19 protein-coding genes are annotated in these 20,302 nt (G+C 68.0%); 16 read left to right on the forward strand and 3 right to left on the reverse strand.

The window, feature by feature from the left end; translation table 11 throughout:
* The first annotated feature begins 57 nt into the window (after positions 1-57).
* Complete coding sequence (locus HMPREF1138_RS09400) at positions 58-450, forward strand: response regulator transcription factor (protein ID WP_009059168.1); 393 nt, start codon at positions 58-60, stop codon at positions 448-450.
* Positions 450-1,505 (forward strand): anthranilate phosphoribosyltransferase, encoded by a 1,056-nt coding sequence (gene trpD / locus HMPREF1138_RS09405; protein WP_009059155.1) that lies wholly within the window; start codon positions 450-452, stop codon positions 1,503-1,505. The genes HMPREF1138_RS09400 and trpD overlap by 1 nt, the downstream gene beginning before the upstream one ends.
* A gap of 15 nt (positions 1,506-1,520) precedes the next feature.
* On the opposite strand, the gene HMPREF1138_RS09410 is transcribed toward trpD, so the two are convergent.
* The gene (locus HMPREF1138_RS09410; protein ID WP_081496013.1) at positions 1,521-3,254 is read right to left on the reverse strand and encodes an exonuclease domain-containing protein; all 1,734 of its coding nucleotides are present in this window, start codon (positions 3,252-3,254) and stop codon (positions 1,521-1,523) included.
* Positions 3,255-3,312: 58 nt separating this feature from the next.
* Between HMPREF1138_RS09410 and HMPREF1138_RS09415 the strand changes: the two genes are divergently transcribed.
* The 3 genes from HMPREF1138_RS09415 (at position 3,313) to HMPREF1138_RS09425 (ending at position 7,019) form a co-directional block, all read left to right on the forward strand.
* Positions 3,313-4,137, forward strand: coding sequence for a lysophospholipid acyltransferase family protein (locus tag HMPREF1138_RS09415; protein WP_009059164.1), 825 nt, complete (start codon positions 3,313-3,315; stop codon positions 4,135-4,137).
* Between the two features lie 214 nt (positions 4,138-4,351).
* The gene (locus HMPREF1138_RS09420; protein ID WP_009059172.1) at positions 4,352-5,569 is read left to right on the forward strand and encodes a pyrophosphate--fructose-6-phosphate 1-phosphotransferase; all 1,218 of its coding nucleotides are present in this window, start codon (positions 4,352-4,354) and stop codon (positions 5,567-5,569) included.
* A gap of 10 nt (positions 5,570-5,579) precedes the next feature.
* A complete protein-coding gene (locus HMPREF1138_RS09425; RefSeq protein ID WP_009059166.1) occupies positions 5,580-7,019 on the forward strand; it encodes a class II 3-deoxy-7-phosphoheptulonate synthase in 1,440 nt (479 codons plus the stop codon).
* Between the two features lie 89 nt (positions 7,020-7,108).
* Here the strand turns inward: HMPREF1138_RS09425 and pknB are convergent, their stop codons facing one another.
* The gene (pknB, locus tag HMPREF1138_RS09430; RefSeq protein ID WP_009059157.1) at positions 7,109-9,052 is read right to left on the reverse strand and encodes a Stk1 family PASTA domain-containing Ser/Thr kinase; all 1,944 of its coding nucleotides are present in this window, start codon (positions 9,050-9,052) and stop codon (positions 7,109-7,111) included.
* 83 nt (positions 9,053-9,135) lie between these two features.
* Here pknB and HMPREF1138_RS09435 point away from each other — a divergent pair, with 83 nt between their 5' ends.
* On the forward strand, positions 9,136-9,489 hold the full coding sequence (locus tag HMPREF1138_RS09435) for an Rv2175c family DNA-binding protein (protein ID WP_009059170.1): 354 nt from the start codon (positions 9,136-9,138) through the stop codon (positions 9,487-9,489).
* 16 nt (positions 9,490-9,505) lie between these two features.
* Here the strand turns inward: HMPREF1138_RS09435 and HMPREF1138_RS09440 are convergent, their stop codons facing one another.
* Positions 9,506-10,609, reverse strand: coding sequence for a polyprenyl synthetase family protein (locus tag HMPREF1138_RS09440; RefSeq protein WP_009059181.1), 1,104 nt, complete (start codon positions 10,607-10,609; stop codon positions 9,506-9,508).
* Between the two features lie 106 nt (positions 10,610-10,715).
* Here HMPREF1138_RS09440 and HMPREF1138_RS09445 point away from each other — a divergent pair, with 106 nt between their 5' ends.
* From HMPREF1138_RS09445 to rplS, 10 genes are all read left to right on the forward strand, one after another.
* The gene (locus HMPREF1138_RS09445) at positions 10,716-12,236 is read left to right on the forward strand and encodes an RNA polymerase sigma factor (protein WP_050981255.1); all 1,521 of its coding nucleotides are present in this window, start codon (positions 10,716-10,718) and stop codon (positions 12,234-12,236) included.
* Between the two features lie 124 nt (positions 12,237-12,360).
* Positions 12,361-12,753, forward strand: coding sequence for a hypothetical protein (locus HMPREF1138_RS09450; protein ID WP_009059177.1), 393 nt, complete (start codon positions 12,361-12,363; stop codon positions 12,751-12,753).
* Positions 12,754-12,801: 48 nt separating this feature from the next.
* Positions 12,802-14,025, forward strand: coding sequence for a signal recognition particle-docking protein FtsY (gene ftsY, locus HMPREF1138_RS09455; protein ID WP_009059162.1), 1,224 nt, complete (start codon positions 12,802-12,804; stop codon positions 14,023-14,025).
* Between the two features lie 107 nt (positions 14,026-14,132).
* Complete coding sequence (gene ffh, locus HMPREF1138_RS09460; RefSeq protein WP_009059152.1) at positions 14,133-15,716, forward strand: signal recognition particle protein; 1,584 nt, start codon at positions 14,133-14,135, stop codon at positions 15,714-15,716.
* A 4-nt stretch (positions 15,717-15,720) separates the two neighbouring features.
* Positions 15,721-16,827 (forward strand): amidohydrolase family protein, encoded by a 1,107-nt coding sequence (locus HMPREF1138_RS09465; protein ID WP_009059153.1) that lies wholly within the window; start codon positions 15,721-15,723, stop codon positions 16,825-16,827.
* Positions 16,828-17,046: 219 nt separating this feature from the next.
* Positions 17,047-17,505 (forward strand): 30S ribosomal protein S16, encoded by a 459-nt coding sequence (gene rpsP, locus HMPREF1138_RS09470; RefSeq protein WP_009059160.1) that lies wholly within the window; start codon positions 17,047-17,049, stop codon positions 17,503-17,505.
* A gap of 2 nt (positions 17,506-17,507) precedes the next feature.
* Positions 17,508-17,747 carry an RNA-binding protein gene (locus HMPREF1138_RS09475; protein ID WP_003792828.1) on the forward strand — a complete coding sequence of 80 codons (240 nt, stop codon included), beginning with the start codon at positions 17,508-17,510 and terminating at the stop codon, positions 17,745-17,747.
* 89 nt (positions 17,748-17,836) lie between these two features.
* On the forward strand, positions 17,837-18,349 hold the full coding sequence (gene rimM, locus HMPREF1138_RS09480) for a ribosome maturation factor RimM (RefSeq protein WP_009059154.1): 513 nt from the start codon (positions 17,837-17,839) through the stop codon (positions 18,347-18,349).
* Between the two features lies 1 nt (position 18,350).
* A complete protein-coding gene (gene trmD, locus HMPREF1138_RS09485; protein ID WP_009059179.1) occupies positions 18,351-19,724 on the forward strand; it encodes a tRNA (guanosine(37)-N1)-methyltransferase TrmD in 1,374 nt (457 codons plus the stop codon).
* A gap of 153 nt (positions 19,725-19,877) precedes the next feature.
* Positions 19,878-20,234, forward strand: coding sequence for a 50S ribosomal protein L19 (rplS, locus tag HMPREF1138_RS09490; RefSeq protein ID WP_009059185.1), 357 nt, complete (start codon positions 19,878-19,880; stop codon positions 20,232-20,234).
* The last annotated feature ends 68 nt before the right edge of the window (positions 20,235-20,302 follow it).

The raw sequence follows: 20,302 nt of genomic DNA on the forward strand, positions 1-20,302 counted from the left end.
AAGCCGTTAGAATGAGGTCAACGCGTCGATCACGCCACATACTCAAGGAGAGCTTTCATGAGCGACGAAACCGTCTCGATCCTGGTTTTCAGCGACGACTTGGACAAGCGTGCCGCCGTCGTCAACGGCGTGGGCCTGCGTGCCTCCAAGGACACGCCCCGTATCGAGTGGGTGGAGGCTGCCACTGGTTTCGGCGTGCGCGACGCCTTCGACCAGCAGGATTTCGCGGCCCTTATCCTCGACGCTGAAACGAAGAAGGAGGGCGGCATGTCGGTTGCCCAGGACCTTCTGGAGACGCGAGAGGACGTCCCGCCGATCATTTTCCTGACGGCGCGCCCCCAGGACGAGTGGCTCGCCACCTGGGCCGGTGCAGCCGCCACGGTTGCGGATCCGATCGATCCGATCATCCTGCAGGAGACCGTCGCGGACGTCCTGCGCGAGGCCCACTGATGAGCCAGCGCGAATGGGCACCGATCATCGCCGCGCTCAACGCCGGTGACGCCCTGGACTACGACCAGTCCTACTGGCTCATGGATCAGGTGATGAGCGGCGAGCTCGGCGACGCTCGCCTCGCCTCCTTCCTGACCGCCATGGCGATCAAGGGGGCCACCGTCACGGAGATTCACGGCCTGGCGGACGGCATGGCGGACCACGCCACCCCCGTCGACCTGCCCAGCCGCGCCCTCGACATCGTCGGCACGGGCGGCGACGGCTACAAGACCGTCAACGTCTCGACGATGTCGGCGATCGTGCTGGCCGCGATGGGGATCCCGCTCATCAAGCACGGCAATCGCGCCTCCACCTCCCAGTCGGGTTCCGCCGACGTCATCGAGGCGCTGGGGGTCAACCTGGACGTCGATACCGAGCGCTTGCGTTCTATCTTCGAGGAGGTGGGCATCGCCTTCCTCTTCGCCAACAAGATGCATCCCTCGATGAGATTCGCGGCCCCCGTGCGCCGCGCCCTCGGCTTCCCGACGGCCTTTAACGTTCTCGGCCCGCTGACGAATCCCGCCAAGGTCCGGGCCTGCGCGGTCGGATCGGCCAAGGAAGACAACGCGCGCCTCATGGCGGGCGTGTACGCGTCCCGCGGGTGCTCCGCCCTCGTCTTTAGAGGGGCCACCACTGGACTCGACGAGCTGACGACCGCGGACACGAACCAGGTCTGGATCGTGTCGGGTGGCCAGGTGACGCCCACCGATTTCGATGCGCGCGACGAGCTCGGCATGGCAGCGGCCGCGATCGACGACCTGGCCGGCGGGGAGGCGTCGTACAACGCTGCGGTGGCCCGCGATGTCCTCTCGGGTGGGGGAGTCTCCGCCGTGCGCGATGCGGTCGCCCTGAACGTGGGGGCTGGCATCGTGGCCTGGGAGGGCCTGGATCAGCCCGTGACCGCGCAGGATTTCACGCCTCGTATGCGCTGCGCGGTCGAGCGGGCGCTCGGTGCCCTCGCCGACGGCGCGGGAGCGCGCCTCGTCGATCGGTGGGCGCACGCCTCCAACAGCTAGACTTCCCGGCGCCGCCTAGCGCTGCGCTCGCTCACCGGGATGGGCGGTTGCCTGAGCCAAGAGCTCTCGCAGCCGCCCGTCTCGTAGCGGGCTCACCATCGGTTGGGCCCACGGAAGGGGAGAGTTCCACTCGATCAGACGCGTCCCCGCTTCGCACAGCTGGGCGCTGATGAGCGAGCTTTCGGACCACGACGCCGCCCTGGCGGCGAGCCCGTCCGTCTCCACCGGCGGCGTGGAGGTCGCCAGCTCGATCCAGGGCGTCGGATCGGCCTGCGGGGGCACGACGACGGAGCTGACGAGGCGCCCGAAAGAGGCGACGTGCACGATCCATCCCGCTTGCCCCGCGTCCCGGCGCGTCCCCCACACGATGCGGGGCGCCGCCAAAATGGGGCGCATCGTGGAGCGTTCCACGCCCGCCATGTAGGCGCTCAGGTCGTCGCGTGCGCGAGCCGCCGGCTCGAAGAGGCCCTGGGCGGACAGGCGCGTCATCGCCTCGGTGAGAGCGGTGGGAACAATCAGGGAGGTGGCGGCCACGGCCTCGTCGATGAAGGCGGTGGCGTCGCTCGCCCCCGCCTCGTCGAGAGCCCTCCTGATCGCGTCGGCCGCCCGCGTGGCGTGTTGGCGCGTACCGAAGGGGCCGAGGGCGCGGGGCAGGTCCTCCAGGGACACGGCCCGGGTGACGAGCGCGCGGTGTCCGTCGCGCACCACCCAGTGCTGGCTGGCCTGGCGGCGCGACGCGGAGTTGTAGGGGGGAGCCAGGGTCGCGATGTCGCGCAGCTCCCGGATGCGCGCCTCCAGGACGGAGGAGGTGGGGAAGGAACGGACCCCACAGGCCAGGGACACCATGCGTTGGACCTTCGGGCGCTTCTCCGCGCGCGTGTAGTAACTGCTCACGCGCGAGCGCAGCGACGAGGCCGACCCGACGTAGAGCGTGTCGCCCGACGTATTGACGAAGTGGTAGACGCCGGGCGTGGTGGGCAGCTCCGCGACGAAGGGAGGCGTGCTGGGGCGCCGCGACGGGCTGACCTCGCTGAGCGCCACCAGGTCCTCCACGTCCGTCGCTCCCGCCGAGGCAAGCAGGTCGATGAACCCGAGGAGCACCTCGGCCGTGGCGCGCGCGTCCCCGAGGGCCCGGTGCTCCGGCGTGGTCGCAGTCCCGAAATACGAGGCTATCGTCGCGAGCTTGTGGTTGCGCACGAGCGGGCGCGGCAGCGCCAGACGGGCCAGAGCCAGCGTATCGGCCACGCGCGGCTTCGGCCAGGGGCGCCCAGACGCGCGCGCCGCACGCCGCAGGAAACCCACGTCGAAGGAGGCGTTGTGCGCGACGAGGACGGGGGCGCTCTCCCCGTCGAGTCCCGACCACTCCATGAAACGATCGAGGACGGAGGCTATCGGGTCCGCGTCTGCGACCATCGCGGGCGTGATGCCCGTCAGCGACGTAATGAACGGGGGAATGGGACGCGAGGGGCGCGCGAGGGAGGAGAACTCATCCGTGATGCGCCCGTCGCGCACCGAAACCGCGCCGATCTCTGTGATCTCCGCGCCCGCGCCGAGCCCCGTCGTCTCGAGGTCGACGACCACCCAGTGCCCGCGCGAGGCCGGGGTGCCCACCGCGTCGAGGCTCAGCTGAATCTCCGATCTCGCACGTTGAGACAGAGCGTCAGAAACAAGCGCGCGAGCATAGCGTTTGTCAGACTCTTGGGGCGCGATGGTTTCCCCACAATTGCGCACGGGAGTCTGTTTCGTCATAGAGTTGATACTAATTCGAACGCGCGCCCGCGCGCCCGCTGACAATCGAGGAGTCACAGTGGCGTTCTATCAGGCACTCAAGGCGACCGGCAGCCCGATTCTCAAGGCTGCGTACCACCCGTGGATTCGCGGCAAGGAAAACATCCCCGCCGAGGGGCCCGCCATCCTGGCCTCCAACCATAACGCCGTGTGGGACTCCGTCTTCCTCCCGATGATGCTCGACCGCGAGGTCGTCTTCATGGGTAAGGCCGACTACTTTACGGGAACGGGTGTGAAGGGCTGGATGACCAAGGAGTTCATGCGCGCCGTGGGTACCATCCCCGTCGATCGAACGGGCGGGCGCGCTTCCGAGGGGGCGCTCAACGCCGGCCTCAAGCGCCTGCGCGACGGCGAACTCTTCGGCATCTATCCCGAGGGGACGCGCAGCCCCGACGGGCGCCTCTACCGCGGAAAGACCGGCGTGGCCCGCCTCGCGCTCCTGTCCGGTGCCCCCGTCATCCCCGTCGCCATGATCGGCACGCACGCCGCGCAGCCGATCGGCCAGAAGATCCCCTCTCGTACCAACATCGGCATGGTGATTGGCGAGCCCCTCGACTTCTCGCGCTACAAGGGCTTGCATAAGGACCGCTACGTGCTGCGCGCGATCACCGACGAGATCATGTACAACCTGATGCTCCTGTCCGGCCAGGAGTATGTCGACCTGTACGCCGCCGACGTCAAGGCGCAGCTGGCAGCCGAGGGCGCCTTCGAGGGCCCGGTTCCCTCCAACGGCCGCCCCGCGCCGGGCGGACGCACCGCTCCCGACGTCCCCGTGCCGACTGCCCCCGAGGAGGAGAGCGCCGAGGAGGACAGTGCCGAGGACAAGGGCGCAGACAAGGAGTAATCTGCTCCGATTCGCCGCGGCGGTTGGTGGCGCGCACCGGCGTTTCGTGGGACGGGCGTCCTTGGCGAAACGCGGTGTGGGCCGGGTAGAATGAACTGTGCCCTGCGCACGCGCGCGCCCGTTCACTAGGCAGCCCCATCGGGCAGCCGGGGTGACGCTGGCCGCGTATGCGCGCGCGGGGCCGTCCCCAACCAACCTGAGAAAGGTGACATTCATGTCGGTCCGTCGTGTTGCCCTGCTGACCGCAGGTGGCTTCGCCCCGTGCCTGTCCTCCGCCGTCGGCGGACTCATTGAGCGCTACAACGAAATTGATCCCACCGTTGAGATCATCGCCTACCAGAACGGCTACCACGGCCTGCTCACCGGCAACTACGTGCTGGTGGACGAGGAAGCGCGCAAGCACGCCGCCGTCCTGCACCGCTTCGGCGGCTCGCCGATCGGTAACTCCCGCGTCAAGCTGACGAACAAGAAGAACCTCGTCGAGCGCGGCCTCGTGTCCGAGGACGAGGACCCGCTGCAGAAGGCTGCCGAGCAGCTGCGCGCCGACGGCGTCGACGTCCTGCACACGATCGGTGGCGACGACACCAACACGACGGCCGCCGACCTGGCCGCCTACCTGGAGGAGCACGACTACCACCTCACCGTCGTGGGCCTGCCCAAGACGATCGACAACGACGTTGTGCCGATCCGCCAGTCCCTGGGCGCCTGGACCGCTGCCGAAGAGGTCTCGGAGTACTCCCAGAACGTCATCGGCGAGCATCGTTCGAACCCCCGCATGCTCATCATCCACGAGATCATGGGCCGCCACTGCGGTTGGCTTACCGCCGCGGGCTCGTTGCGCTACCACGAGTGGCTCAAGACTCAGGAGTGGGTGCCCTCGATCGGCCTGTCCAAGGAGCGTTGGGACATCCACGCCATCTTCCTGCCCGAGATGAAGATCGACCTGGATGCCGAGGCGAAGCGCCTGAAGGCGATCATGGACGAGCAGGGCAACGTCAACATCTTCCTGTCCGAGGGCGCCGGCGTCCCCGAGATTATCGCGGAGATCGAGGCCGCCGGTGGCGAGGTTCAGCGCGACCCCTTCGGTCACGTCAAGCTCGACACGATCAACCCCGGCCAGTGGTTTGCCAAGCAGTTCGCCGAGAAGATCGACGCCGAGAAGGTCATGGTTCAGAAGTCCGGCTACTTCTCGCGTTCCTCTCGCGCGAACGCCGACGACCTGCGCCTCATCAAGTCGATGACCGACCTGGCCGTCGAGTGCGCGTTCAAGGGCGAGTCCGGTGTCATCGGACACGACGAAGAGGACAACGATCGTCTGAAGGCCATCGCCTTCCCGCGCATCGCGGGCGGTAAGCCTTTCGACATCTCGGCTCCGTGGTTCCTCGAGATGATGGCCGAGATCGGCCAGAGCGTCGAGCCGGCTGGCGAGTGAGTCGCTTCGCGTGATTCCTTCGATCACTCCCGGACGCGGCGGCGAGCCCGTGCGCAAGCCGCGCTCCCGCCGCGTCCCCGAGCGTCTGTGGTCGCCCGAGTCCGGGGAGCGCGCTCCCTGGGACACGTGGCGCGGCCTGGACGCTGCCCAACAACCCTCGTATGCGGATGCCGAGTCCGTAGCAGAGGTGACGGCTCAGCTGCGCCGTCAGCCGCCTCTCGTATTCGCGGGCGAGGTCGATGACCTACGCACGTGGATGGGTGCGGCGTCGCGCGGCGAGGCGTTCGTCCTCATGGGGGGCGACTGCGCGGAGACGTTCGCTGAGGCGACGGCCGACCACGTGCGTTTGAAGATCCAGACGCTGCTGCAGATGGCCGTCGTGCTCACCTACGGCGCGTCGTTGCCGGTCATTAAGGTCGGGCGCATCGCCGGTCAGTACGCCAAGCCTCGTTCCTCCGACGTGGAGACGCGAGACGGCGTGACGCTGCCGAGCTATCGCGGTGACGCCGTCAACTCCTTCGAGTTCACGCCCGAGTCGCGTGAGCCCGACCCGCAGCGGCTCCTGGCCCTGTACAACCATGCGGCCTCGACGCTGAACCTGATCCGTGCCTTCACGAAGGGCGGCTACGCGGATCTGCGTCAGGTGCACCGCTGGAACCAGGGTTTCATGTCGAACCCGGCCTACGCGCGCTACGAGTCGCTGGCCGAAGACATCCACCGCGCGATCAAGTTCATGGGTGCCGCCGGCGTCGACTTCGAGACGCTGCGCGACGTGGACCTGTTTTCGTCGCACGAGGCCCTGCTCCTGGAGTATGAGTCCGCGATGACGCGCATCGATTCGCGCACGGGAGAACCCTACAATACGTCCGCTCACTTCCTGTGGGCGGGGGAGCGCACGCGCGAGGAGGAGGGCGCTCACATCGAGCTGCTCTCGCGCGTGCGTAACCCGATTGGGGTCAAGCTTGGACCGTCCACGACGCGCGACCAGATGCTCTCGCTCGTCGACCGGCTGAACCCGGATGGTGAGGATGGGCGCCTGTCGTTCATCACGCGCATGGGTGCGGGGCGCATCCGCGAGGCGCTGCCTCCGCTGCTTGAGGCCGCGCGCGAGGATGGCCGTCCGATCACGTGGATGACGGATCCGATGCATGGCAACACGATCACGTCGTCGACCGGCTACAAGACGCGCCGCTTTGAGACGGTCATGGACGAGGTTCGTGGCTTCTTCGAGGCTCACGAGGCCGCGGGCACGGTTCCCGGCGGCCTGCACGTGGAGCTGACGGGCGACGACGTGACCGAGGTGATCGGCGGGTCCGAACGCATCGACGAACAGTCGCTGCGCGACCGCTACGAGACCCTCGTCGATCCGCGCCTGAATCACCAGCAGAGCCTGGAGATGGCCTTCCAGGTCGCCCAGTATCTGGCGAATGGCTCCTCCCACGAGGAATGACCTCCTCGCGCCCGCGATCATGCAACTGCGGCCCCGTCTGTCACAGACGGGGCCGCAGTTCGTAGTGCTCGCATCTCAACGAGCGTGCGTCAGACGATCGTGATGGTCACGGTCGAGCCCTTCTTGGTCATGGTGCCCGCGGCCGGGTCGGAGGAGCGGACTGTTCCGAAGAATCCGCCGAGGACGGCTTCCTCCTTGACGGTGAATCCGGCACTCTCCAGGCGCGAGCGCGCCTCCTCGCGCTGGAGCCCGACGACGTCGGGGATAGCGACCTTTTCGGGGCCTTTGGACACCGTGTAGGCGACAGAGTCCCCGCGGTGGAGCGTGGAGCCCTCGCGGGTCTGCTGCGAGATGACCTGACCCTCGGCGACAGTGTCGGAGTAGGCGTCGGTGGGCGCGGCGACGAGGCCGAGGTCCTCGATGGCGCTCTTCGCCGCGCTCGCGCTCAAGCCGCTCAGGGTGGGCACGGTCAGGGGTTGGCGGCCCTTGGACAGGACGATGTCGACGGCTGAGTCGTGCGCGAGCGAGGTGCCGGCGGCGACCGACTGCGAGATGACCTGGCCCTGGGGGACGTCCTCGGAGTAGGCGTCGGTGATGGCTCCGACGGTCAGGCCGACCTCGGTAAGGGAGCGCTGGGCCTCGTCCTGGCTCTTGCCCGTCAGCTCGGGGACGGTCTTCATGTCTACGCCCTTGGAGACGTAGAGCTGGACCTCTGCGCGCTTGTGGACGGAGGAGCCGCCCTCCGGGTCGGAGCGCGTGACCGAGCCGGTGTCGACGTCGTCGGAGAACTCCTCCTCGACCTGTGTGCGTAGGCCGAGCGCGTCGAGGTCGGCCTGTACGTCGGCCAGCGTGCGCCCCGTCGTCTCGGGCATTGTTAGGTAGGAGCCGGGCCCGTACTCGGTCCACCACCAGCGCCCGCCGACACCTGCGACGACGAGGAGGAGCACGACGAGTACGATCCACGCGGCGGCGCGCGCGGACTTCTTCGGGGGCGAGGCCGCCGCCGCGACCTGCGTCGCACCGGAGGTGTGCACGAGTGCGACGCTGCTGGAAGCGGGCGCGGGCAGGGGCCTCGTGAATTGGGCGGGCATGATCTCCGTGTTCAGGGCGCTCGTCTCTAAGGCGCGGTGGCGCTCCTCGGGAGCGACGTCCGCGCGGCGGTTCGCCAGCTCAGAGGGGATGGTAGCCGCCGCTCGCGCGACGAGGTCGATCGCGTCGGAGGCGTCGGCGGGACGGTTCGCGCTCTCGCGCGCCGTGAGAGCGGCGACGAGGTCGTCGATCTCGCGGGGGATCCAGGGCTGCGCGGCGGACGGGCTGGGCACGTTGTCGGAGACGTGGTGCGAGGCGATCTGCAGGGGGGACTCACCCGCCCACGGCACGGCGCCGGTGAGCATCTCGTAGAGCATGATGCCCACGGAGTAGATGTCGGAGCGCGCGTCGGCCTCGGCGGTCGTGGCGATCTCGGGCGCAATGTACGCCACGGTCCCGAGCATGTTGCCGGTCGAGGACATCGAGACCTCGGAGGCCGCTCGGGCCAGGCCGAAATCGGTGACCTTGGCGGGGCCGTCGGTGGGAACGAGGATGTTCTCGGGTTTGATGTCGCGGTGGATGACGCCGACGCGGTGGGCGGCACGCAGAGCCTCGAGCGTGTCGGTCGTATAGCGCAGCGCCTGGGGGATCGTGAAGGCGCCCTGCGCGCGCAGGAGCTGGCGCAGGTTCGTGCCGTCGATGAGTTCCATGACGAGGAATCCCTGGCCCGTCACGATACCCTGGTCGAAGACCGAGACGACGCCGGGGTGCACGATGCGCGCGGCCGAGCGCGCCTCGCGGCGGAAACGCTCGACGAATGCGGCAGAGTCTGCCAGGTGCGGGTGCATCACTTTGAGGGCGACGGGCCGGTCGAGTCGCTCATCTTGTGCGACGTACACGGTAGCCATGCCGCCGCGGGCCAGCCTGCGGGTGACCCGGTATCGTTCGTCGACCAGCAGGCCGATCAACGGATCGGTTTGGTCGAATGTTCTCTCGTCACTCACCTGGTTGATTCTATGGGAGTTTTCGTCAAATCAGTGGAGGTGCGGGCCTCGGTGCGGCGTTGAGATGGGGTAGTCTTGCCCCTATGACCAGTGCTGATATCTCCCTGTTGTCCGCCGACGAGGTGTGCCGTCTGCTCGGCATTGAAGAACGCCGCCTCAAGCAGCTGATCCGCGATCGCGTCCTGATCGAGGCACGCACGGCACGCGGAGAGCGCGGGATCCCGCGCGAGGTGATCGTCAAGGGTGCCGACGGCTGGGAGCCCCTGCCGGTCCTTCAGGGAACGCTCACGCTCCTCGCGGATGACGGATTCACGCCCGAGGAGGCCCTGGAGTGGCTCTACACGCTCCAGGATGAGCTGGGCGAGCGACCGATCGACGCGATGACGTCGGGGCGCCACCACCGGGTCAACCGCATCGCCTCGACCCTGGCCTTCTGAGCCGCGTTCCCGGCGCCTAAGCGCGCCGGGAGGTGAGGATGAGGCACAGCTCGCGCAGCATGCCCGAGGCCTGCGGCGCGAATTGCACGGCGTCGAGCGCGCGGTGGCCCTCCTCGACCAGGCGCGCGATTTCCTCTTCGTGGGCGCCCCGGCCGTTGCTGTGAACGATCTGCGTGGCTCGCGCGATCTGCTCCGGCGAGGCGGTGGCGACTCCGAGCACTTCGGTGAGAGCCTCGCGTTCGGCGGGGGAGGAGGCCGCCCAGGTCAGAGCAAGCAGCACGGTGCGCTTGCCCTCGCGCAGGTCGTCTCCCGCTGGCTTGCCGGTTACCTGGGGATCCCCGAAGACTCCGAGGTCGTCATCGCGCAGCTGGAAGGCCAGGCCCCACGGGGTGAGGACCTCCTCGAGGGTGTCGGCGAGCGCGGCTCCGGCCTCGACGCTGGCCGCCCCGCAGATCGCGCCCAGAATCGCCGGGTGGACGACCGAATAGTGGGCCGACTTGTGGAGGGCGACTTCGAGGGAGTCGCTCGTGCGCAGGGCATCCGAGCGCTGCGGGTCGAGGGGCGCCTGTTCGGCCGCAATATCCAGGTATTGGCCCAGCGCCACCTCCGCGTGCATGTCGGCGAAGCGTCGCGTGAACGCTTCGGCGCGTTCGTCGCCGAGGCTCAGAGCCTGGCGGTCGGCCGCCGCGGCCGCCGCGGAGAAGAGGAAGTCGCCGACGAGGATTGCGCCGTGGCGGCCAAAGTCGGTCGATGAGCCGATCCACGATCGCCGGGTGTGGTGCTCGGCGAGGGTCCTGTGTGGCGTGGGCATGCCGCGGCGCTCGTTCGCGTTGTCGATGATGTCGTCGTGCACGAGGGCGCTGGCCTGGTACAGCTCCAACGCGGCGCCCAGGTCGGGGATGTCCACCTCCTCGAGGGGGATGTGTGCCCCTAGGCAATACCCGACGTGCGCCATGAGGGCGCGGAAGCGCTTGCCGCCGACGACGGAGGCGAGCACAGCCTCGGAGAACTCCTCGGAGCGGATGCCGGCGCCGGCGCGTGCGAGCAGACCCGCGAGACTAGAGGCCGTGGCCTCGTCGATGCGGGGACGCAGCACGGAGAAACTGTCGCTCAGACTCATGTGCCCACTCTAACGGACCGGGGCGTGAGCGCGCGGGGCGCAGGCGGGGAAGATTCACACCTACCGTCAGGAAAACTACGGGGCGAGGCACTAGACTGGCGCTGGTATGCCGATTTGCAATCGGCTCTGTTGTGCATGCCCATCAACGAAAGGGACCCGTGTGAGTGCATCGCGCGCTTCGGCAAAGGACTCCGCGACGAACGAGGAAACCCCGGAGGTGAAGGCCCCCGCGAAGAAGACCACCCGCGCCAAGAAGGCGACGGCGTCTGCCGACGCGGCCTCGGCCCCCGAGGAGAAGAAGTCCGCCGCTAAGAAGCCCGCTGCCAAGAAGGCCCCCGCGAAGAAGGCTGCCGCCACGAAGACCAAGAAGAAGGCGACCGAGGCCGGCGTCGACAAGCCCGCCGCCAAGAAGCCGCGCGGGCGCAAGAAGAAGGACGCCGAGGCCGTCGAGGAGGTCGCGGTCGATCTGGAGGTCACCGAAGAGGAGGAGTTGGAGCCTACCGGCGCGGATCTCGAGGATCCCGAACTCGACACTGACGCTGACGACGAGGACGTGGCTGAGGTCGAGGAGGAGCCGGAGGAGGAAGACTCGAAGGTGAGCGAGGGCGCTGCACTGCGCGAGCGCACGAACACCGGCATCCATGTGAAGGGTGGATTCGTCGTCTCCGATTCCGACGAAACGGACGAGCCCGTCCAGCAGGTCACCGTCGCCGGCGCGACCGCCGACCCCGTCAAGGACTACCTCAAACAGATCGGTAAGGTCTCCCTGCTGAACGCCGAGCAGGAAGTCGACCTGGCCCGCCGCATCGAGGCCGGCCTGTACGCCGAGTTCAAGCTGAAGAACCAGGCCGACGAGATGACCAGCCGCGAGCGCCGCGAGCTGCACTTCCTCGCCCAGGACGGCCAGCAGGCGAAGAACCACCTGCTCGAGGCTAACCTGCGTCTGGTTGTGTCCCTGGCCAAGCGTTACACCGGGCGCGGCATGCAGTTCCTGGACCTGATCCAGGAGGGTAACCTCGGTCTGATCCGTGCGGTCGAAAAGTTCGACTACACGAAGGGCTACAAGTTCTCCACCTACGCCACGTGGTGGATTCGTCAGGCAATCACCCGCGCGATGGCCGATCAGGCGCGCACAATCCGCATCCCCGTGCACATGGTTGAGGTCATCAACAAGCTGGCGCGCGTCCAGCGCCAGATGTTGCAGGACCTGGGCCGCGAACCTACCCCCGAGGAGCTCGCTAAGGAGCTCGACATGACCGCTGAGAAGGTCGTCGAGGTCCAGAAGTACGGGCGCGAGCCCATCTCGCTGCATACGCCCCTGGGCGAGGACGGCGACTCCGAGTTCGGTGATCTCATCGAGGACTCGGAGGCCATCGTGCCCGCCGACGCCGTGTCCTTCACGCTCCTGCAGGAACAGCTCCACCACGTGCTCGACACGCTGTCGGAGCGAGAGGCTGGCGTCGTGTCGATGCGCTTCGGCCTGGGCGATGGGCAGCCCAAGACGCTGGACGAGATCGGTAAGGTCTACGGCGTGACGCGCGAGCGCATCCGCCAGATCGAATCTAAGACGATGTCGAAGCTGCGCCACCCTTCGCGTTCGCAGGTGCTGCGCGACTACCTCGACTGACGCCGCTGGCGTTGCTTGACGGGGCCGGGAACACGATGTTCCCGGCCCCGTCAACATTGTCACAAAGCGGTCAGGATCGGGTGCCTTTGTCGCTTTTGAGGGGCGGGTAGGGCAGGATGAAGACATGCTTGAGGGTGCAATGATTCTTGTCCTGACCGTCGTCCTGGTTCTCGTTGTCGCGACCGGAGTCGTGGCCGTGCTGGCGCTCTCGCGACGCAGCGCGGACGACTGGAAGGGCGTCATCAAGCGCGAGGGGGAGGAGATTCGGGAGGACGTGAAGACTCACTCGTTGCCTAAGCGCGCCTCCTCTTCCGACGATGGGCCCGTCGTGCCCCGCACCGCCTCCCTGCAGTCCCTCCTGCAGTCCGCCGATTCCTCGAACGCCTACTTCGACGCCGATCGGCTTCCGGGTATCGACCGCCTCGAGAACGTGACTGAGCGCGTCAGTGGCCGCTTCGAGCGCGGCCGCAAGGGAAGCGCTGAGGCCGCCCGCTCGGACGGGCCCGCGGGGTCGTGACGGTTCTCGCGTTGTCCTAGCGATGCGTCCATGGGGGATAATGTCCCCATGGACGCATTTGTTTCACTCTTTCAATCGCCGTGGGCGGTCGTCGTCGCCCTAGTGGTCGCCGTACTTATCGGCGTTGCCATCCGCCTCGCCGTGAGCGCCCGGCACCGCCGCAGCGACGACGTGACCGCGCGGCTCGACACCCCGGCGCCCGTGGGCGCCGACACGCCAGAACCAACCGAATCCGATGAAGACGGGGGAGACGAACCACGCGCAGGTCCCGAGGTCGCCGAGGAAACCGAGTCGGCCGTCGAGGAACAGCCTGCCGTTTCCGTCGAACGCCCCGAACCCGTGCGCGGGCGCATGGAGCGTCTGCGCGAGCGCCTCGCCTCCTCCGGTTCCCTGGGCCGCGCCATCCTTGGCGTGCTCAGCCGCGGCCAGCTCAGCGCGGCCGACTGGGAGGAAATCGAGGAATCCCTGCTCATCGCGGATCTTGGCCTGGAGGCCACGGACTCTCTCATGGAGGCGCTCAAGCGCCGCGTCGCCGTCGAGTCCACGACTAACGAGGCGCGTATCCGCGAGATCCTGCGCGAGGAGCTCCTGGCCCTCGTCGGCCCCGACATGGATCGCTCCCTGAACCTGACCCGCCCGGAGGTAGACGGTGCCGCGAGGCCCGCCGTCGTCCTCATGGTGGGCGTCAACGGCACCGGCAAGACCACGACCGTTGGTAAGCTCGCCCGCATCCTCGTCGCGGAGGACAAGTCCGTCCTCCTGGGCGCCGCCGACACCTTCCGCGCGGCCGCCGCCGACCAGCTGGCCACCTGGGGCGAGCGCGTGGGCGTCGATGTCGTGCGCTCCGACCGCGAGGGCGCCGACCCGGCATCCGTCGCCTTCGAGGCCGTGCGTGAGGGAATCTCGCGCGATGTGGACGTCGTCCTCGTCGACACCGCGGGCCGCCTGCAAAACAAGTCGACCCTGATGGACGAGCTCGGCAAGATCAAGCGCGTCATGGAAAAGCAGGTGCCCGTCTCCGAGGTCCTCCTCGTCCTGGACGCCACCACCGGCCAGAACGGCATGAAGCAGGCCGAGGTCTTCGCGGAGGCGACCGGGGTGACCGGCATCGTTTTGACGAAGCTCGACGGCTCCGCCAAGGGCGGCATCGTCGTCTCGGTCCAGCGTGCCCTCGGCGTGCCCGTCAAGTTCGTCGGCCTCGGCGAGGGAGCGGACGATCTCGCCCCCTTCGACCCCGCGGGCTTTGTCGACGCCATCGTGGGCCGGGCCTAGCCTCGCGCTCACGCCCACCTCACTCTCCTCGGCCCCGGTCAGACATACGACCGGGGCCGAGGTGCGCTAATCTGGCCTAGTACTGTCGCCATCTTGGGAGAGAACACGTGTTTGGAAACCTGTCAGATCGCCTGACCCAATCCTTCCGCACCCTGCGCAGCCGCGGGGTCCTGACCGAGTCGGACGTCGATCAGGCGATTTCCGACATCCGTCGCGCCCTCATCGACGCGGACGTCGCGCTCCCCGTCGTTCGCCAGTTCACCACCCAGGTGCGCGAGAAGGCCTACGGCGCGGCGCGCTCGAAGGCTCTCAACCCCGGCCAGCAGGTTGTCTCTATCGTCCACGAGGAGCTCGTGGAGATCCTGGGTGGCGCGACGCGCGAGCTCGCCTTCGCCGAGTCCGGTCCCACCGTCTTCATGCTCGCTGGCCTCCAGGGTGCCGGTAAGACGACGCTCGCCGGAAAGCTGGGTAAGTGGCTGCGTGAGGAAGGCAAGACCGTCCTCCTCGTCGCATCCGACCTCCAGCGCCCCAACGCCGTCCAGCAGCTTCAGGTCGTCGGTGAACGCGCCGGCGTGAAGGTGTGGGCACCCGAGCCGGGCAACGGCGTGGGCAACCCGGTCGAGGTCGCGAGAAGCGGCGTCGAGTTCGCCCGCCAGAGCGGCATCAACGTCGTCATCGTCGACACCGCCGGCCGCCTGGGCGTCGACCAGGAGATGATGGACCAGGCGATCGCGATCCGCGACGCGGTGCGCCCCCACGAAATCATGTTCGTCCTGGACGCCATGGTCGGTCAGGACGCGGTCACCACCTCCACGGCCTTCCGTGACGGCGTCGGCTTCACCGGCGTCGTCCTGTCCAAGCTCGATGGCGACGCGCGAGGCGGCGCGGCCCTGTCCGTGCGCGGCGTGACCGGCGCGCCTATCCTCTTTGCCTCCACCGGCGAGGGCCTCGACGATTTCGAGCGATTCCACCCGGATCGTATGGCCGGGCGCATCCTCGACATGGGCGACATCCTCACCCTCATCGAGCAGGCAGAGAAGAAGATGGACGCGGAGGAGGCCGAAAAGGTCGCTTCCAAGGCCCTGGCCGGCCAGCTGACCCTCGGCGACTTCCTGAGCCAGCTCCAGCAGATCAAGAAGCTCGGCTCGATGAAGAAGATGCTCGGCATGATCCCGGGCGCCGCGCAGCTGCGAGACCAGATCGAGAACTTCGACGAGCGTGAGGTCGACCGCGTCGAGGCCATCGTCCGTTCGATGACCCCCGCGGAGCGCGAGGACGTGTCCATCCTCAACGGCTCCCGCCGCGCGCGCATCGCCCGCGGCTCGGGTACGACCGTCGCCGAGGTGAACCAGCTCGTTCAGCGTTTCGAGGCGGCCCGCGAGATGATGGGCCAGATGGGTCAGATGGGCGGGGGAATGCCTGGAATGGGCGCCATGCCCGGACGCGGCGGCAAGGCCAAGCAGAAGGCGAACGCCCGCAAGGCTCAGGCCCAGCGCGCCCGCATGAAGAAGAAGGCGCGTTCGGGCAATCCCGCCAAGCGCCGCCAGCAGGAGCTCGAAGCCATGCTGCCCCCGTCCGAGCGCAGCGCCCCGCAGGGCTCCTCCTTCGGTGCTCCGGCCCCCGCCCCCGCTCCGCGTCCGACGATCGACGATCTGCCCGACGATGTCAAGCGCATGCTCGGACAGCTCTGATCCGATGATCCTCTCCGGCGTCGGCCTGTGGGCCCAGGACGCGGCCGCTCGCCCGAGGTGGGTGAGCGGCACGTGGTCGCTCGAGGGCGGGACAATTCGCCGCGTGAGCGATGACGAGCGCCCCCGCGCGCGTCACGCGGGATTCGTCCTGCCGGGCCTGGTCGACGCCCACTGTCACATCGGCTATTCGCAGGCCGGCGCCGTTGACGCCGACGAGATGGCACGCCAGGCGGCGCTCACGCTCGCCAGCGGCGTGACGCTCGTGCGCGACTGCGGGGTGCCCGTCGACAACTCGGGCGTGCAGGCGCTGGTTGGCCCCCGCCTGATCCGCTGCGGGCGACACGTCGCCCGCCCCAAGCGCTACATGCGCGACTTGCCTATCGACGTCCACGACCAGTCGGAGCTGCCTGGGGTCCTGACATCCATGGCGGAGAGCTCCGACGGGTGGGTCAAGATCGTCGGCGACTGGATCGACCGCTCGGCCGGCGCCGACGCCGATCTCATGCCCCTGTGGGACCCGTCGGTGCTCGTCGACGCCGTCGCAGCCGTTCACGAGGCCGGGGCGCGCATCGCGGTTCACGCCTTCTCTCACCGGGTCATCGACTCTCTCATCGAGGCCGGAGTCGACGACATTGAACACGGCACCGGTATCGATCGCGATCAGGCCAGCGAGATCGCTGCTCGCGGCATCGCGGTGACGCCGACACTGCGCCAGGTCGAGCTCTTCGCCGACTTCGCCGAGCAAGCCGGTTCGAAATACCCCGTCTATGCCGCCACCATGCGCGCCATGTTCGAGGAGCGGCGCGACCACTTCCAGATGCTCATCGACGCCGGGGTGCTGCTGCTGCAGGGCACGGATTCGGGCGGCTACCAGCAGCACGGTTCTATCGCGGGTGAGCTGGCCCTGTGGTCGAGCTGGGGCGCCAGCGCTCAGCTCATCATCGACGCCTCCACCTGGGTGAGCCAGCGCTACCTGGGGCGCCCCGGCCTCGTCGAGGGAGGAGAGGGCGACCTCATCGTGCTCGATGAGGATCCGCGCATCGATCCGGTGGCCCTCGCGCGTCCCAGCGCCGTGTACGTCGGGGGAGAGCGTGCGTGGGTGCGCCCGTAAGCGCGGCCTCGACGTGATCGATTTAACCGCGCCGCTGCGGTGGGCTCGGGGTCCCCATGTGGGAATCCGACCTGGAATGTGGCATAATCGCTAGCTGTACCCGGCGATTCGTAGACCCTCTCACTGCGTGTCGCCGTGTCCCGGTCCGATGCGACCCCTGTGTTTCCCACCTTGGGACGCAAAGGTCCACCCCAATTCTGAAATGGAGAGACCACACAAGTGGCAGTTCGAATTCGCCTGAAGCGCGTGGGTAAGATCCACGCCGCCCAGTACCGCGTCGTCGTCGTCGATTCCCGCAAGAAGCGTGACGGCCGCGTCATCGAAGAGGTTGGCTACTACGATCCTCAGCCCAACCCGTCGATCATCCGCATCGACTCTGAGCGCGCCCAGTACTGGCTCGGCGTCGGCGCTCAGCCCTCCGACCAGGTCCGCAACCTGCTGGTCCTGACCGGTGACATCGCTAAGTTCAACGGCAAGGCCGACGCGGTTTCCCGCGTCAAGGTCTCCGAGAACGACAAGGCCGCCCAGGCCGAGCAGGCCGTCAAGGACGCCGAGGCTGCGGCCGAGAAGTCCAAGGCCGCCGCCTCCGCGAAGAAGGCCGAGGAAGAGGCCGCTGCTGCCGCAGCCGCCGCCGAGGCCGAGAAGGCTTCCGAAGAAGCCGCCGGAGAGGATGCCTGAGCATGCTCGCCGACGCGTTGGAGCACCTGGTCAGCGGCATCGTTGACCACCCCGAAGATGTCGAGGTGACCCCCCGTTCGATGCGACGCGGTCAGCTCCTGGAGGTTCGCGTGAACCCCGAGGATCTGGGTCGAGTCATCGGGCGCGGCGGTCGGACGGCTCGCGCGCTGCGCACCGTCATGGGTGCGCTGTCGACGCGTGGCACCGTCCGAGTCGACGTCGTCGACACGGATCGCGAGTAAGACTCGCACATGTCTCGAAGGGGTCCGGCATCGCCGGGCCCCTTCGTTGTATCCTTCGGACAGATCCCCGTTCATGATGAGGAGAACTCATGCAGCTTACAGCCGCTATCGTCGGCCCGGCCCACGGCCTGCGCGGCGAGGTCATTCTCGACGTGCGCAGCGACGACCCTGATGTTCTCGCCCCCGGGGCGTGCCTGGAGGTCGCCGGGCGTGACCTGGCGCTGACCGTTCGCGCCGTGCGCACGCATAAGGACCGCGTGCTCGCATCCTTCGAGGAATGCACCTCGCGCGAGGATGCCGAGGCGCTGCGTGGCGCCCGCCTGCTCGTCGAGGAGCACGAGGAGGAGGATGCCTGGTACCCCCACCAGCTGACAGGGCTTGAGGCCCGCACGCCCGCGGGCGAGGTTCTCGGCACCGTGAGTGGCCTGACCCCCGGCGCCGCCCAGGACCTCCTGCTCGTGGCGACCCCGAACGGGCGCGTCATGGTGCCCTTCGTGAGCGCCCTCGTGCCCACGGTCGACGTCGAAGGCGGCCTCGTCGTCATCGACGCGCCCCCGGGTCTCTTCGACGACCAGGCCGTCTCCGAGCGGGACGGGAAGTAGCGTGCGCTTCGACCTCATCTCCATTTTCCCGGACTATTTCACGCCCCTGACCCTCTCCCTCATGGGTAAGGCCGAGGACGCTGGCCTCGTAACCCTCGCCGCCCACGACCTGCGTCAGTGGGCCACCGGCAAGCACCGCAGCGTCGACGACACCCCCTATGGGGGTGGCGCCGGCATGGTCATGCGCGCGGACGTGTGGGCGCGCGCCCTCGACGACGCGCTGGCCACCCCGCTCGCGTGCGAGAACGAAGAGGCTGCCACGGCCTCGTGCCGCAGGGTCCTGGCCATCCCCACCCCCTCAGGGACGCCGCTCACGCAGCCCGTCGTGGAAGACTTGGCGCGAGCCGACCAGATCATCGTCGCCTGCGGTCGCTACGAAGGCATCGATGCGCGGGTCGCGCAGCACTACCGCGCAGCCGGCGTCGAGGTCCTTGAGTTTTCCATCGGCGACTACGTGCTCAACGGCGGCGAGGTCGCGGCGATGGTTCTCACCGAGGCGGTCGCGCGGCTCCTCGACGGGTTCATGGGCAACCCGGACTCGCTGGTCGAAGAGTCCCATTCGGGAGCCGGCCTCCTCGAGTACCCCGTCTTTACCAAGCCAAGGGACTTCCGCTCGCTCGAGATTCCCGAGGTTCTCCTCGGCGGTAACCACGCGGCGATTGAACGCTGGCGCCGCGACCGCGCGATCGAGAAGACCGTGGCGGTGCGCCCTGACCTCGCGCTCTCGCTCGACGCCGCTGCCCTCAGCGGAGACGATCGCGCGACGCTCGCGGCCTGCGGCGTCGCCTACCCGCGAGCTGGTGCTGCGGAACGGCTCACAGTACGACAGGCTGAGCTTGAGGATGTCGTCGCAGTCAGCGAGCTTGCCGCGCGCACGTTCCCGGATGCCTGCCCGCAGAACCTGCCCCAGGAGGCGATCGACGAGCACATCGCCACGCAGCTGAGTGCGGACGTGTTTGACGCTCTTATTTCCGATCCCAAGCGTCACCGCCTGTTCGTCGCCGAGGTCTGGGGTGGCCTCGTCGGTTACGTGCTGACCCATGTCGGCCCGGATGCGTTGCCGAGCGACCTGGTGCGTCCCGGACGCGTCGACGTGGGAAGCGCTTACCTGTCCAAGTGCTACGTGGACGCGGCCTGGCGGGGCAGCGGCATTGCCGACGTCCTGCTCGAGCGCGCTGTTGCGGACGCCGCCAAAGCAGGACACCGAGCGATCGTGCTGGGAACCAACCGAGGTAACAAAGCGGCGCAGGCCTTCTATAAGAAGCACGGCTTCCGCAAGCGCTCGACGCGAACCTTCGATGTCGGTGGAGTGACCAACTACGACATCGTCATGGTGCGTGATCTCACCCCGACGGGCGGCGCAACGCTCGCCTGAACAAGGGGCCGCGTGGGATAATAGCCAGGATTGTGCGCGGTTTATCCTGCCGCAGGGGGACACCGTGGCGCACGATCGGACGAAGGAATGAGCGGGCACAGGCCCGCCCAACCAGGCGCCCCCGACCTGCGGCAGAGGCGTCAAGGAGAAAAAATGCAGAAGCTGGACGCCGTTGATGCGGCTTCGCTGCGCGATGACATCCCGCCGTTCCGCGCGGGCGACACCCTCAAGGTGCACGTGAAGGTTATCGAAGGCAACCGCTCCCGTATCCAGGTCTTCCAGGGTGTCGTGATCGCTCGTCGCGGCCACGGCGTGTCCTCCACGTTCACCATCCGCAAGGTTTCCTTCGGTGTGGGCGTCGAGCGTACCTTCCCGGTTCACGCCCCCACGATCGACCACATCGAGGTCGTTACCAAGGGCGACGTGCGCCGCGCCAAGCTCTACTACCTGCGTGAGCGTCACGGCAAGGCCGCGAAGATCAAGGAGCACCGCTCCGGCAAGGCCGAGTGAGGCCAGCGGCCACGCGCCTTGGCATTTTTCACGGAAAGGCCCGACACCGCGCGCCGGTGTCGGGCCTC

This window comes from Actinomyces sp. ICM58 (genome assembly GCF_000283035.1).
In the GTDB taxonomy this organism is placed as follows: domain Bacteria; phylum Actinomycetota; class Actinomycetes; order Actinomycetales; family Actinomycetaceae; genus Pauljensenia.

Excerpts from the sequence above, each read along its gene's own strand:
- HMPREF1138_RS09400 (WP_009059168.1), top strand. The coding sequence starts at position 58 with ATGAGCGACGAAACCGTCTCGATCCTGGTTTTCAGCGACGACTTGGAC.
- trpD (WP_009059155.1), top strand. The coding sequence starts at position 450 with ATGAGCCAGCGCGAATGGGCACCGATCATCGCCGCGCTCAACGCCGGT.
- HMPREF1138_RS09410 (WP_081496013.1), bottom strand. The coding sequence starts at position 3,254 with ATGACGAAACAGACTCCCGTGCGCAATTGTGGGGAAACCATCGCGCCC.
- HMPREF1138_RS09420 (WP_009059172.1), top strand. The coding sequence starts at position 4,352 with ATGTCGGTCCGTCGTGTTGCCCTGCTGACCGCAGGTGGCTTCGCCCCG.
- HMPREF1138_RS09435 (WP_009059170.1), top strand. The coding sequence starts at position 9,136 with ATGACCAGTGCTGATATCTCCCTGTTGTCCGCCGACGAGGTGTGCCGT.
- HMPREF1138_RS09440 (WP_009059181.1), bottom strand. The coding sequence starts at position 10,609 with ATGAGTCTGAGCGACAGTTTCTCCGTGCTGCGTCCCCGCATCGACGAG.
- HMPREF1138_RS09445 (WP_050981255.1), top strand. The coding sequence starts at position 10,716 with ATGCCGATTTGCAATCGGCTCTGTTGTGCATGCCCATCAACGAAAGGG.
- HMPREF1138_RS09450 (WP_009059177.1), top strand. The coding sequence starts at position 12,361 with ATGCTTGAGGGTGCAATGATTCTTGTCCTGACCGTCGTCCTGGTTCTC.
- ftsY (WP_009059162.1), top strand. The coding sequence starts at position 12,802 with ATGGACGCATTTGTTTCACTCTTTCAATCGCCGTGGGCGGTCGTCGTC.
- HMPREF1138_RS09465 (WP_009059153.1), top strand. The coding sequence starts at position 15,721 with ATGATCCTCTCCGGCGTCGGCCTGTGGGCCCAGGACGCGGCCGCTCGC.
- HMPREF1138_RS09475 (WP_003792828.1), top strand. The coding sequence starts at position 17,508 with ATGCTCGCCGACGCGTTGGAGCACCTGGTCAGCGGCATCGTTGACCAC.
- rimM (WP_009059154.1), top strand. The coding sequence starts at position 17,837 with ATGCAGCTTACAGCCGCTATCGTCGGCCCGGCCCACGGCCTGCGCGGC.
- rplS (WP_009059185.1), top strand. The coding sequence starts at position 19,878 with ATGCAGAAGCTGGACGCCGTTGATGCGGCTTCGCTGCGCGATGACATC.